Annotated in this window: 13 protein-coding genes; 9 read left to right on the forward strand and 4 right to left on the reverse strand. The window is 59.8% G+C overall.

Annotation, left to right across the window (positions count from 1 at the left end):
* Positions 1–54: 54 nt before the first annotated feature.
* Together secB and ACD590_RS22360 are read right to left on the reverse strand one after the other, a co-directional pair.
* The gene (gene secB / locus ACD590_RS22355; RefSeq protein WP_017995590.1) at positions 55–537 is read right to left on the reverse strand and encodes a protein-export chaperone SecB; all 483 of its coding nucleotides are present in this window, start codon (positions 535–537) and stop codon (positions 55–57) included.
* A 101-nt stretch (positions 538–638) separates the two neighbouring features.
* Positions 639–1,145, reverse strand: coding sequence for an FxsA family protein (locus ACD590_RS22360; RefSeq protein WP_439003566.1), 507 nt, complete (start codon positions 1,143–1,145; stop codon positions 639–641).
* Positions 1,146–1,276: 131 nt separating this feature from the next.
* On the opposite strand from ACD590_RS22360, the gene ACD590_RS22365 reads away from it, so the two are divergent.
* The 5 genes from ACD590_RS22365 to gyrB all read left to right on the forward strand — a co-directional run bounded on the left by ACD590_RS22365 (position 1,277) and on the right by gyrB (position 6,603).
* The gene (locus tag ACD590_RS22365; RefSeq protein ID WP_018068923.1) at positions 1,277–1,981 is read left to right on the forward strand and encodes a Tim44/TimA family putative adaptor protein; all 705 of its coding nucleotides are present in this window, start codon (positions 1,277–1,279) and stop codon (positions 1,979–1,981) included.
* Positions 1,974–3,092 carry a murein transglycosylase A gene (gene mltA, locus ACD590_RS22370; protein ID WP_439003377.1) on the forward strand — a complete coding sequence of 373 codons (1,119 nt, stop codon included), beginning with the start codon at positions 1,974–1,976 and terminating at the stop codon, positions 3,090–3,092. Before ACD590_RS22365 ends, mltA begins: the two co-directional genes overlap by 8 nt.
* A complete protein-coding gene (locus ACD590_RS22375; RefSeq protein WP_047622455.1) occupies positions 3,092–3,658 on the forward strand; it encodes a Smr/MutS family protein in 567 nt (188 codons plus the stop codon). Before mltA ends, ACD590_RS22375 begins: the two co-directional genes overlap by 1 nt.
* On the forward strand, positions 3,655–4,032 hold the full coding sequence (locus ACD590_RS22380) for a helix-turn-helix domain-containing protein (RefSeq protein WP_018244167.1): 378 nt from the start codon (positions 3,655–3,657) through the stop codon (positions 4,030–4,032). Before ACD590_RS22375 ends, ACD590_RS22380 begins: the two co-directional genes overlap by 4 nt.
* A gap of 135 nt (positions 4,033–4,167) precedes the next feature.
* Positions 4,168–6,603, forward strand: coding sequence for a DNA topoisomerase (ATP-hydrolyzing) subunit B (gene gyrB / locus ACD590_RS22385; protein ID WP_439003378.1), 2,436 nt, complete (start codon positions 4,168–4,170; stop codon positions 6,601–6,603).
* A gap of 63 nt (positions 6,604–6,666) precedes the next feature.
* Here the strand turns inward: gyrB and ACD590_RS22390 are convergent, their stop codons facing one another.
* Together ACD590_RS22390 and ACD590_RS22395 are read right to left on the reverse strand one after the other, a co-directional pair.
* Positions 6,667–7,266 (reverse strand): nitroreductase family protein, encoded by a 600-nt coding sequence (locus ACD590_RS22390; RefSeq protein WP_112905595.1) that lies wholly within the window; start codon positions 7,264–7,266, stop codon positions 6,667–6,669.
* 46 nt (positions 7,267–7,312) lie between these two features.
* On the reverse strand, positions 7,313–7,597 hold the full coding sequence (locus ACD590_RS22395) for a DUF2218 domain-containing protein (RefSeq protein ID WP_018448416.1): 285 nt from the start codon (positions 7,595–7,597) through the stop codon (positions 7,313–7,315).
* Between the two features lie 275 nt (positions 7,598–7,872).
* Between ACD590_RS22395 and ACD590_RS22400 the strand changes: the two genes are divergently transcribed.
* The 4 genes from ACD590_RS22400 (at position 7,873) to ACD590_RS22415 (ending at position 11,880) form a co-directional block, all read left to right on the forward strand.
* Positions 7,873–8,832, forward strand: coding sequence for a glutathione S-transferase family protein (locus ACD590_RS22400; RefSeq protein ID WP_112905596.1), 960 nt, complete (start codon positions 7,873–7,875; stop codon positions 8,830–8,832).
* 143 nt (positions 8,833–8,975) lie between these two features.
* Positions 8,976–9,818 (forward strand): fumarylacetoacetate hydrolase family protein, encoded by an 843-nt coding sequence (locus ACD590_RS22405; protein ID WP_018448418.1) that lies wholly within the window; start codon positions 8,976–8,978, stop codon positions 9,816–9,818.
* Between the two features lie 204 nt (positions 9,819–10,022).
* On the forward strand, positions 10,023–11,300 hold the full coding sequence (locus ACD590_RS22410) for a polyhydroxyalkanoate depolymerase (RefSeq protein ID WP_018244173.1): 1,278 nt from the start codon (positions 10,023–10,025) through the stop codon (positions 11,298–11,300).
* Between the two features lie 145 nt (positions 11,301–11,445).
* A complete protein-coding gene (locus ACD590_RS22415) occupies positions 11,446–11,880 on the forward strand; it encodes a DUF2852 domain-containing protein (protein ID WP_017962639.1) in 435 nt (144 codons plus the stop codon).
* Positions 11,881–11,941 lie beyond the last annotated feature (61 nt).

Here is an 11,941-nt window from a genome sequence, read left to right on the forward strand (position 1 = left end):
TGAAAATGCCCGGGACCAGCCCGGGCATCCGCATTTCAGACAAGAAAGATCCGATCAGTTCGGAACGGCCTGAACCTTGGCGCGGGCCTGTTCTTCGGCAACGCGCTGAGCGAACATTTGCGTGAAGTCGATCGGGTCGATCATCAGCGGGGGGAAACCACCGTTGCGGGTGACGTCGGCGATGATCTGACGGGCGAAGGGGAAGAGCATGCGCGGGCACTCGATGAAGAGAACCGGCAGCATGTGTTCTTGCGGGAAACCGGCAACGCGGAAGACGCCGCCATAGGTGAGTTCGGTATGGAAAACCGTCTTGTCGCCGTCCTTGGCCTCGGCATTCAGCGACAGCACGACATCGAAATCCGTATCGGAAAGCGGGTTGGCGTTGACGTTCACATTGATGTTGATCGTCGGTGCCTTGTCGCGGGCCTGCAGCGAACGCGGCGCACCCGGATTTTCGAAGGAAAGATCCTTGGTATATTGCGCAAGGATCGAAAGGGTGGGGTTGGTCGCACCGTTGCTGTTGTTATCGTCTGCCATTGGCTTTTCCTCGAGGGGCATGGGAATGGTGCCGCCATCTAACATTTCAGGGAAGGGCTTACAACCCTGGGCGCTTGGCGCGGTTGATCAGCCGCAGTGCCTCAATCGCCGAGATGTTTGCCGGACCACGGCGAGTTGCGATCCGGCTCTCTATGATAGTCCTCTTCGTCGAGATCGACCACCTTCGAATTCGGCTTGCGGTCGCGGAAACCGGGTTGCGGAGCGGAGGAAAAACCGCCCTTGGCATTGACGACGACGAAGCGTTTGGCGATCGCCCGCCAGACGAGATCGCGCACCGGCGGAATGAGAATAAGGATCGCAATGATATCCGTGAGGAAGCCGGGAATGATCAGGAGCAGCGAGGCGATGACATTCATGGCCGGCCGCAGCAGGTCGCGGCCCGGCATCACCCCGTTTCGTCCTTCACTCGACATGCGGCGCAAAATACCAATGCCCTGCCGGCGCAGCAGGACCACGCCGATAACGAAACCCAGCATGACGAGCGCGAGCGTCAGCCACAATCCGATAGCCCGGCCGACGACGACGAAACCGGCAATTTCGGCGAGCGGCAGCAGCAGAATGAAGGCTGGCAGGATCGAAAAACGCATGTCGGTCATGTCCCGGGCTCGCCGGTCTCCTCTTGGCGCTGGCGAAGATGCCAGCCATCATTTGAATCATCTGTATAGGCAGACTATATGGGAGTACAAATCAGAGATGTTAACGGCGGCTGCGATACGATATGAGTTCGAACGACTTCATCACATTATTTTTCCTGGTGGCGGCTGTGCTGATTTTCTTTCAGCTCCGCTCCGTGCTCGGGCGCCGCACAGGAAATGAGAAGCCGCCGCGCGATCTCTATACGCCGCGGGATGCGGCTCCGGCTGAAGCCGCCGATGCCGGCAAGGTCGTGACTCTGCCGCGGCGCGATGCGACGACGGAGGACGAGGATCGCTTCGCCGCCATCGATGCTTTCGCGGCACCCGGAACGCCGCTCAACGAATCGCTGCGCGCGCTGAACAAGGCCGATCCCGCCTTCAGCCCGAAGGAGTTTCTGAACGGCGCCCGCATGGCTTACGAGATGATCGTCATGGCCTATGCCGATGGCGACCGGAAAACGCTGAAGAACTTGCTGTCTCGCGAAGTCTATGACGGGTTCGATGCGGCGATCGGCGAGCGCGAAGCCCGGGGCGAGAAGGTGAAGTCCACTTTCGTCGGCATCGACAAGGCCGAAATCACCCATGCGGAGACGAAGGGAAGCGAAGCGCAGATCACCGTGCGCATCGTCAGCCAACTGATATCGGCCACCTACGACAAGGCGGATGTGCTGATCGAAGGCGACGCCGAAAACGTCGCCGAGGTCAACGACCTCTGGACCTTTGCCCGCGACACACGTTCGCGCGATCCGAACTGGAAACTCGTGGCGACCGAATCGGAACATGAGTGACCACGCATCGGACTTCGTCCTGCAGGCCATAAGCTTCGACACTCTGGAAGGCTGGAAGGATGATGATCCCTCCGGCCTTTTTGAAGTCATGCGAAGCTGCCGGCGGCAGATCACCGATATCAAACCGTACCGCACCGGATCGCTTGGCCTGAGCTCGGAAGACCTGCTTCCGCTTCTCGCCGCCGCCGAAGATTTCACGCCGTCATCTCCGGCATCGGCGCGCGCCTTTTTCGAGACGCACTGTCGGCCCTTTCTGATTCGTCGCAAGGATGGCAATTCCGGCTTCGTCACCGCCTTCTACGAACCTGATATCGACGTGTCGGAGCGGCCGGACGAAATTTTCCGTTTTCCTTTCTACAGGCGCCCGGACGATCTGATCGATCTCGACGACGCCAATCGTCCCGTCGAGTTGGACAAGGCCTATGCTTTTGGCCGTCTGCATGACGGCCGCGTCGCGGCCTATCCGGACCGCCGCGCCATCGATCAGGGTTTTCTCGAAGGCCGCGGCCTCGAAATTGCCTGGGCAAAGTCGAAGGTCGATGTCTTCTTCGTGCATGTGCAGGGTGCTGCCCGCCTGCGTTATAAGGATGGTCGTATCGGCCGCATCACCTATGCGGCGAAGGCCGGCCATGCTTTCTCGGCGATCGGCAAGCTGCTGATCGAGCGCGGGGAGATCGACCGGGCGGAGATTTCGATGCAGGCGATCCGTACCTGGCTGGCGCGCAATCCCGAGCGCGTCGACGAGGTGTTATGGCATAACCGCTCATATATTTTTTTCCGTGAAGCGCCGGTTGCCGATCCGCAGGCAGGTCCGATCGCGGCCGCCAAGGTGCCGCTTCTCGCCGGGCGCTCGCTTGCGGTCGACCGGATGATCCATACCTTCGGCTTTCCGTTTTTCATTCACGCCGAAAGCCTCACCCATCTCGACCAGGGCCGGCCGTTCAGCCGGCTGATGCTGGCGCTCGATACCGGCTCGGCGATCGTCGGGCCGGCGCGGGGAGATATCTTCACCGGCTCGGGGGATACGGCCGGAGAAAGTGCCGGCACCGTTCGCAATGACGCCGATTTCGCCATCCTCATTCCCAATGCCGCCGCCGGAAGATTCGACTGATGGCCAGGGATCGCAAGCTGAGCGCGGATGAGAGGATCCTCTGGGGCAAGGTTGCCCGCAGCACGCGGCCGATGCCCGGCAAGGCGGGGGCGTTGACCGAACTCGATGCTTTTCTTGCCGAAGCCGAAGCGGCGGCTGAACGGGAACAGGAAAAGCAGACGCCCGCCACACTCATGCCGCCGCAGCCGACAGCGCCGTCAACGGCGAAGCCATCGGCCGGGGTGCATCATCCGCTGGAAAAGCCGGTCAAGCGTAAGATCGCCAAGGGCCGGCTGGCGCTCGAAGCGCGGATCGACCTGCACGGGTTGGTGCAGAGCCAGGCTCATGCCATCCTTCTCGATTTCCTGATCCGCGCCCACGAGCGCGGCATGCGCCACGTGCTCGTGATCACGGGCAAGGGCAGCTCGATGGGTAGCGAGGGCGCGCTGAAGCGGGCCGTGCCGCTCTGGTTCTCGAAGCCCGAATTTCGCTACCTGATCTCCTCCTATGAGCCGGCCGCACAGCATCATGGCGGTGAGGGCGCGCTCTACATTCGCCTGTCGCGGCGGCATGGGGAGAGGCCATGACACCCTTCGGAGAGGCGGTTCGCAGGCTACGGGCGCGCAAGGGCGTCTCGCAGAAGGAGATGGCGGAAGCGTTGAATGTCTCTCCCGCCTATCTTTCAGCGCTCGAACATGGAAAGCGTGGTTTGCCGACCTTCGATCTGCTGCAGCGGATCGCCGGCTATTTCAACATCATCTGGGATGAGGCCGAGGAACTGTTCCTGCTCGCCCGCTCGTCCGACCCGCGCGTCGTGATCGACACCTCCGGCCTGCCCCCCGAATATACCGAATTTGCCAACCGGCTGGCCCGGCAGATTCGCAACCTTGACAGTGCAGAGATAGGCCGGCTATCGGCTCTTCTCGAAAATGGCGGCAAAGGCGACGGAAAAGCGTCATAATCCCCTGTTTTATGCCTTGTTTTAGGGGCTTGCCATTGGGAAGTGGGTTCAAAAAACCTATATACGAGAGTGAAGAAAGCCGGTGATTCGCAAGGCGCGCCGCAGCTTTACGACAACAGGGAAAATCTCAACAGAATGAGCGATACATCCGCGACGGAAAACGGCGTAAGCACCGAATATGGCGCAGATTCCATCAAGGTTCTGAAGGGCCTCGATGCGGTGCGCAAACGCCCCGGCATGTATATCGGCGATACCGACGACGGCTCCGGCCTTCATCACATGGTCTATGAAGTCGTCGACAACGCGATCGACGAAGCGCTTGCCGGCCATGCCGACATCGTCACCGTCACCCTCAATCCGGATGGCTCGGTGACCGTCACCGACAACGGTCGCGGCATCCCCACGGACATTCACACCGGCGAAGGCGTGTCGGCTGCCGAGGTCATCATGACGCAGCTTCATGCCGGCGGTAAGTTCGACCAGAATTCCTACAAGGTTTCCGGCGGCCTGCACGGCGTCGGCGTCTCCGTCGTCAACGCGCTGTCCGTCTGGTTGAAGCTGAAGATTCGCCGTCAGGACAAGATCCATGAAATGAGCTTCACCCATGGCGTCGCCGATGCTCCGCTGAAGGTTACGGGCGACGCGCCGAATGAGACCGGCACGGAAGTGAGCTTCATGCCGAGCACCGACACCTTCACCATGACGGAGTTCGACTATGGCACGCTGGAGCATCGCCTTCGCGAGCTCGCCTTCCTGAATTCAGGCGTTCGCATCCTGCTGACCGACAAGCGCCATTCCGATATCAGGCAGGAAGAACTGCGTTATGACGGCGGCCTCGAGGCTTTCGTCGCCTATCTAGACCGCGCCAAGAAGTCGCTGGTCGACAAGCCGGTTGCCATCCGCGGCGAAAAGGACGGCATCACCGTCGAAGTCGCGATGTGGTGGAATGACAGCTATCATGAGAACGTGCTGTGCTTCACCAACAATATTCCCCAGCGCGACGGCGGCACGCATATGGCCGGCTTCCGCGCAGCGCTGACGCGCCAGGTCGTTTCCTATGCCGACAGTTCCGGCATCACCAAAAGGGAAAAGGTGACGCTGCAGGGCGAAGACTGCCGCGAAGGCCTGACGGCAGTTCTGTCGGTCAAGGTGCCCGATCCGAAATTCTCCTCGCAGACCAAGGATAAGCTCGTTTCCTCGGAAGTCCGTCCTGTCGTCGAAAGTCTCGTCAACGAGGCGCTGAACACCTGGTTCGAAGAACATCCGAGCGAAGCCAAGATTCTCGTCGGCAAGGTCGTCGAGGCAGCCGCCGCCCGTGAAGCGGCCCGCAAGGCACGCGAGTTGACCCGCCGCAAGGGCGCGCTCGATATCGCTTCGCTGCCGGGCAAGCTCGCCGACTGCTCCGAGCGTGATCCGACAAAATCCGAAGTCTTCCTCGTCGAGGGCGATTCTGCCGGCGGCTCGGCCAAGCAAGGCCGCTCGCGCGAGAACCAAGCGATCCTGCCGCTGCGTGGCAAGATCCTGAACGTCGAACGCGCCCGTTTCGACAAGATGCTGTCGAGCCAGGAAATCGGCACATTGATCACCGCGCTCGGCACCGGCATCGGCAAGGACGAGTTCAATGTCGAAAAGCTGCGCTACCACAAGATCATCATCATGACGGACGCCGATGTCGACGGCGCCCATATTCGCACCCTGCTGCTCACCTTCTTCTTCCGGCAGATGCCGCAACTGATCGAGCGCGGTCATCTCTATATCGCCCAGCCGCCGCTCTATAAGGTTTCGCGCGGCAAGTCGGTGCAGTATCTGAAGGATGAGAAGGCGCTCGAAGAATACCTCATCAGCCAGGGCCTGGAAGATGCTTCGCTGAGGCTTGGTAGCGGCGAGGTTCGCGCCGGCCAGGATCTGCGCGAGGTCATCCTCGATGCCCTGCGCATGCGCGCCCTGCTCGACAATCTCCATTCGCGCTACAATCGTTCCGCCGTCGAACAAGCGGCGATTGCCGGAGCACTCAACGCCGAGCTCGCCAGCGACCCTGCTAGAGCGCTAGCGCTGGCAAACGAAGTGGCAGGGCGGCTCGACATCATCGCCGAGGAAACCGAGCGGGGCTGGCAGGGCGATGTGACAACCGATGGCGGGCTGCGCCTGGAGCGCATGGTCCGCGGCGTCAGGGAAATCGTCGTGCTCGACATGGCGCTGATCGGTTCCTCGGATGCCCGTCACATCGACCAGCTGACGGCACGACTCAAGGAAATCTATCAGACGCCGCCGTCGCTGCATCGCCGCGAAGGCGACGTCGAAATCTCTGGTCCGCGCGCCTTGCTCGACGCGATCTTCGCAAGCGGCCGCAAGGGCCTCACCATGCAGCGCTACAAGGGCCTTGGCGAGATGAATGCCGAGCAGCTCTGGGAAACGACGCTCGATCCGAATGTTCGCTCGCTTCTGCAGGTCAGGGTCAATGATGCCACGGACGCCGATGGCCTCTTCGCCCGCCTGATGGGTGATGAAGTCGAACCCCGGCGCGAATTCATCCAGGACAATGCGCTGAGCGTTGCAAACCTTGATATCTAACTGATATGTCGAAAGCAAAAGCCCCGCCGTCCCTGGACGCGGGGCTTTCGTTTGCCTGAGAGCTCAATTCGCGACGAAGCGGCCGTTGAAGGCGACTTCGGAGAGCGGCTTGCGTTGGCTGGGGAATTCGCGCGCTTGATTGCGTTCGGAAAGAACGCTCTTGTCCGCCAGGCGGCCGACAGCGACGCCTGCTTCGACCCGGTATCCCTCGGGAACGGCGAAAGCCTGCCTGATCTCATCATGCTTGATGCCGCCCATGCCATGGGCGTAAAAGCCGGAGAGGCGCGCCTGGATCGCCAGATGCCCCCATGCCGCACCGGCATCGAAGGAATGGGTGTAGCTCGGCTTTTCCTCGGCTGAGCCGGCAGCCCCGGTGAAGGCGCGCGACACGACGAAGATCAGCGCCGATGCATTCCTGGCCCAGTCCTGATTGGAATCGTTGAGCAAGGCAACAAATTTCTCCCAATGCTCCGAACCCTTGAGGCCATAAATGAAGCGCCAGGGCTGGTGGTTGGCCGAGGACGGCGCCCAATGGGCGGCGTCGAGCAGACCGAGCAGCTGCGTTTCCTCAATGATTTCGCCGGTGAAGGCGCGCGGCGACCAGCGGTCGAGAAACATCGGATCGACCGGATATTCGGATTCGCGGTGATTGCTCTTCGTCATGCTTGTTCCAGGGTTTGGGGCAGAAAATTTGGATCGTGGGCTGGGCTTAGTCCGTCCAGACGATGTCGAGTTCTTCGCGGAAGGCGAAGCGCTTCAGATGATCGTCGATGACGTGCTGCATCCTTTCCTGTTGCGAGGGATCGGCGACGGAAAGCGTCATGGTCAGAGCCGCATCGTCGGCCGCAAACGTCACCTCGGCCGTATCGCTGAACGGCACCCGCCCCTTCAGAGGATCAAAATCGACGCTGAACTTGTGGCTCCAGTGTTTGCAGAGCTGCTGCAGGTAGCGGCTTGCATGTTCGGTCCGCACGATGGCCTTCGAGAGATGCATTTCGAACTCCACGTCATCTTGACTAAAGCATGTCGCGCAAGAGTGTGTAGCGGTTTTGCGATAACGACATGCGGCGAAATAAAAAACTAAAGCGCGAGGAGCGAAGCTGAAAGATTGCGACACGCTTTAGCGCAGTCATATTTCCTGCTTCACCGGCTTGGCAAGCGCAGCATCGTCGCAGTTTGGGTGTACAGACTGTCTTCATAAAAGCGGCCTCACGCCGGCGTCGAAGCAGGATAATGAACCGTTTTAGTCAATTGGTCGGGGAGTTGTGCATGCTGGTGAACGGAAAGTGGACGGAAGACTGGCAGCCCGTTCAGGCAAAGGACGAGAAGGGCGGCTTTGTCCGTCAGACCTCGAGTTTCCGCAATTGGGTAACCCCGGATGGCAGCGCCGGGCCGACGGGCGAAGCTGGCTTCGAAGCCAGCGCCGGCCGTTACCATCTCTATGTCGCCTATATCTGCCCCTGGGCCTCGCGCACCCTGATCGGCCGCAAGCTCAAGGGCCTGGAAGATGTCATCTCCGTCTCGGTCGCTGAACCGCTGCTGGGCAAGCAGGGCTGGCGCTTCGGTGATTATCCTGGCGCGACGGAGGATCACGTCAACGGCGTAACCTATATGCATGAAATCTATACCAGGGCGGCGCCGGATTTCACCGGCCGGGCCACCGTGCCGGTTCTCTGGGACAAGCAGAGAAACACCATCGTCAACAATGAATCCGCCGATATCCTGCGCATGCTGAACGGCGGCTTTGGCGCCCTGGCAAAAAATCCGATCGATCTTTACCCGGCGGAGAGGCGCACCGAGATCGATGCTTTCAACGACCGCATCTATCCCGATCTCAACAACGGCGTCTACCGCGCCGGTTTCGCCACCACGCAGGTCGCCTACGAAGAAGCCTTTGCCGATGTCTTTTCCTGCCTCGACTGGGTCGAGCAGCAGTTCGAGGGCCGGTCTTTTCTCTTCGCCGATCATCCCACCGAGAGCGATATCCGGCTTTTCGTGACGTTGGTGCGCTTCGACGTCGCCTATCACGGCATCTTCAAATGCAATCTGCGCCGGCTTTCCGACTATGCCAAGCTGCGCGCCTTCTGCCGCCGCATGCTGGATTGGCCGGGCATCGCCGAAACGGTGAACCTCGATCACATCAAGCGCGGCTACTATTCGATCGAAAGCCTCAATCCGACGAAGATCGTTCCCGTCGGCCCTGATCTGGCGGAAATTTTTAGAGCTTGATGCCGAAAGATACGGGCGGTTTTCGGCAGAAAATCACCCAAATCGCGGAAAAGCCGTACCGCTTCCTGGCAAAGCCGTAATGACACCGATGAATAATTCGTTCATAGGTGGTTGCAAATCCGTTTTCGATGAGGAGGAATTCCATGAAGCTGATGCGTGTTGGCGAAGCAGGCAGTGAAAAACCCGCACTTCTCGATGCCGATGGCAAGATCCGCGATCTCTCCGGTCATGTCGCCGATATCGGCGGCGAAGCGATCACACCTGCAGGCCTTGCAAAGATAGCGGCCATCGATCCGAAGAGCCTTCCGGAAATCGCGCCCGGCCGCATTGGCGCCTGCGTCGCGGGCACTGGGAAGTTCATCTGCATCGGCTTGAATTATTCGGATCATGCTGCCGAAACCGGTGCGACCGTGCCGCCCGAGCCGATCATCTTCATGAAAGCAACATCCGCAATCGTTGGACCGAACGACAATGTCATCATTCCCCGCGGTTCGGAAAAGACCGATTGGGAAGTCGAGCTCGGCGTCGTCATCGGCAAAACCGCCAAATATGTGACAGAAGCCGAAGCGCTGGATTATGTCGCCGGTTATTGCGTCTCCAATGACGTTTCCGAGCGCGCTTTCCAGACCGAGCGCTCCGGTCAATGGACCAAGGGCAAATCCTGCGACACCTTTGGCCCGATCGGCCCCTGGCTCGTGACCAAGGATGAAATTCCGGAACCGCAGAACCTCGGCATGTGGCTGACGGTCAACGGCCAGAAGATGCAGAACGGCTCATCGAAGACGATGGTTTACGGGGTTGCGTTCCTCGTCTCCTATCTTAGCCAGTTCATGTCGCTGCATGCCGGTGACGTGATCTCGACCGGCACGCCTCCGGGCGTCGGCATGGGCCTCAAGCCGCCGCGTTATCTCAAGGCGGGAGACGTGGTCGAACTCAGCATCGAAGGTCTCGGCACGCAGAAGCAGACCTTCGTAGCGGATCGTTAACGACGCTTCTTGCTGAGAAACTTAAGTTTTCAGCTCGATTATGATGCCGGAGGTCAATTCTCCGGCATTTCTTGTGTGGGTTTGGTTCGTCCATGTTGCTGTGCAACAGAAACCTGTTAGTCTGCGTTACGTGCCCGCATTACGGAAAGACTCGATGCCTCTCAATCAGCGTCATCTTTTCGATAGAGAAAGGTGGCGCCTTCCATGTTTTATCAGCTTTATGAATTGAACCATGCCGCCATGGCGCCGTTTCGCGCAGCGGCCGATATCATGCGATTTGCCTATGCCAATCCGCTGAACCCGTTCTCCCATACGCCATTCGGCCGGACGATGGCGGCAAGCCTCGAAATGTTCGAACGCACGACACGCCGCTACGGGAAGCCGGAATTCGGACTGAAGCAGACGACGATTGGTGACCGGACGGTGTCCGTCCGCGAAGAGGTCGTCTGGTCGCGACCCTTCTGCAATCTCCTGCATTTCGCGCGCAGTGTTCCCGCCGCGCGCGGCAATGATCCGCGCATCCTGATTGTCGCGCCGATGTCCGGCCACTATGCCACGCTGCTGCGCGGCACGGTCGAGGCGCTGCTGCCGAGTGCGGATATCTACATCACCGACTGGATCGACGCCCGCATGGTGCCGATGACGGAAGGCACGTTCGATTTCGACGATTACGTCGACTATGTCATCGAGATGCTGCATTTCCTCGGTCACGACACCCATGTCATCGCCGTCTGTCAGCCTTCTGTTCCGGTGCTGGCAGCCGCTGCGGTGATGGAAGAAGCCAGGGATCCGCTTTCGCCGGCGTCGATGACGCTGATGGGCGGCCCGATCGACACGCGCATCAACCCGACGGCAGTCAATAAGCTCGCCCAGGAGCGATCGCTGCAGTGGTTCTCCGACAATGTCATCATGAACGTGCCCTGGCCGCAGCCGGGCTTCATGCGCCCGGTCTATCCGGGATTCCTGCAGCTCTCGGGCTTCATGTCGATGAATCTCGATCGCCACCTCGTCGCGCACAAGGAATTCTTCATGCATCTCGTGAAGAACGACGGCGAGCCGGAAAGACATCGCGATTTCTACGACGAATATCTCGCCGTTATGGATCTGACCGCCGAATTCTATCTGCAGACGGTGGAGGAGGTCTTCATCAAGCATTCACTGCCGAAGGGCGAACTGATGCATCGCGGCAAACGCGTTGATCCGGCGGCAATTCGCAATGTGGCGCTTCTGACCGTCGAAGGTGAGAATGACGATATCTCCGGGGTCGGCCAGACAAAGGCGGCTCAGACCATCTGCGTGAACATTCCCGAAGATATGCGCATGCACTATCTTCAGCCGGATGTCGGCCATTATGGTGTTTTCAATGGTTCGCGTTTCCGCCGCGAGATCGCGCCGCGCATCATCGATTTCGTCCGCCAGCATTCGCGTTCTGCCATTAAGCCTCCGGTCCCGCGTGTCATCAAGGGCGGCCGGGCGGGCTGAATCAGGGATAGCTGAATTAGCAAAACGGATTCAAGGCCTTGTCCGATTTCGCGGGCAATCGTCTTGAAGGCGGTTATTGCGGTAACCACATCGATTTCAGCGTTCGGTATTCTGCCGGGCGCGGAAAGCGAGGGATACCCGCACGATGAACCAGTCAGCATTGCTTCGACCGGATTGGACTCCGGCTACCATTGCCCTGATGATTCTCGGCTTCATGGTTTTCTGGCCTCTGGGTCTTGCCATGCTTGCCTACATCATCTTCGGCGACCGTCTGCGCGGCTTCAAGCGTGACGTCAACCAGGCGACCGATGGCTTCTTTGCCTCCTGCCGCCGCCCGCATGGCCGTCACCGCCCGCACTTCTCGACCGGCAACGTCGCCTTTGACGACTGGCGCAAGGCCGAACTCGACCGGATGGAGGAAGAGCGCCGCAAGCTTGACGAAATGCGCGAGGAATTCGACTCCTATCTGCGTGAGCTCCGCCGCGCCAAGGATCAGGAAGAGTTCGACCGTTTCATGCGCGACCGCAGGAACGCCAAGCGCGATGATAACGGCCCGGTCGCTGAATACCAGACGCCGTAAACACCTGAACGATGAATTGATGACCGGCATCTCGCGATGCCGGTTTTTCCATGTCCGCCCT

It is taken from the genome of Rhizobium sp. 862_C5_N1_2, assembly GCF_051811205.1.
GTDB lineage: Bacteria > Pseudomonadota > Alphaproteobacteria > Rhizobiales > Rhizobiaceae > Rhizobium > Rhizobium leguminosarum.

Bases quoted from the DNA above. Each gene is read 5' to 3' on its own strand.
- ACD590_RS22380 (WP_018244167.1), top strand. From the start codon at position 3,655: ATGACACCCTTCGGAGAGGCGGTTCGCAGGCTACGGGCGCGCAAGGGC.
- ACD590_RS22405 (WP_018448418.1), top strand. From the start codon at position 8,976: ATGAAGCTGATGCGTGTTGGCGAAGCAGGCAGTGAAAAACCCGCACTT.
- ACD590_RS22375 (WP_047622455.1), top strand. From the start codon at position 3,092: ATGGCCAGGGATCGCAAGCTGAGCGCGGATGAGAGGATCCTCTGGGGC.
- ACD590_RS22395 (WP_018448416.1), bottom strand. From the start codon at position 7,597: ATGCATCTCTCGAAGGCCATCGTGCGGACCGAACATGCAAGCCGCTAC.
- mltA (WP_439003377.1), top strand. From the start codon at position 1,974: ATGAGTGACCACGCATCGGACTTCGTCCTGCAGGCCATAAGCTTCGAC.
- gyrB (WP_439003378.1), top strand. From the start codon at position 4,168: ATGAGCGATACATCCGCGACGGAAAACGGCGTAAGCACCGAATATGGC.
- ACD590_RS22415 (WP_017962639.1), top strand. From the start codon at position 11,446: ATGAACCAGTCAGCATTGCTTCGACCGGATTGGACTCCGGCTACCATT.
- ACD590_RS22390 (WP_112905595.1), bottom strand. From the start codon at position 7,266: ATGACGAAGAGCAATCACCGCGAATCCGAATATCCGGTCGATCCGATG.
- ACD590_RS22360 (WP_439003566.1), bottom strand. From the start codon at position 1,145: ATGCGTTTTTCGATCCTGCCAGCCTTCATTCTGCTGCTGCCGCTCGCC.
- secB (WP_017995590.1), bottom strand. From the start codon at position 537: ATGGCAGACGATAACAACAGCAACGGTGCGACCAACCCCACCCTTTCG.
- ACD590_RS22400 (WP_112905596.1), top strand. From the start codon at position 7,873: ATGCTGGTGAACGGAAAGTGGACGGAAGACTGGCAGCCCGTTCAGGCA.
- ACD590_RS22410 (WP_018244173.1), top strand. From the start codon at position 10,023: ATGTTTTATCAGCTTTATGAATTGAACCATGCCGCCATGGCGCCGTTT.
- ACD590_RS22365 (WP_018068923.1), top strand. From the start codon at position 1,277: ATGAGTTCGAACGACTTCATCACATTATTTTTCCTGGTGGCGGCTGTG.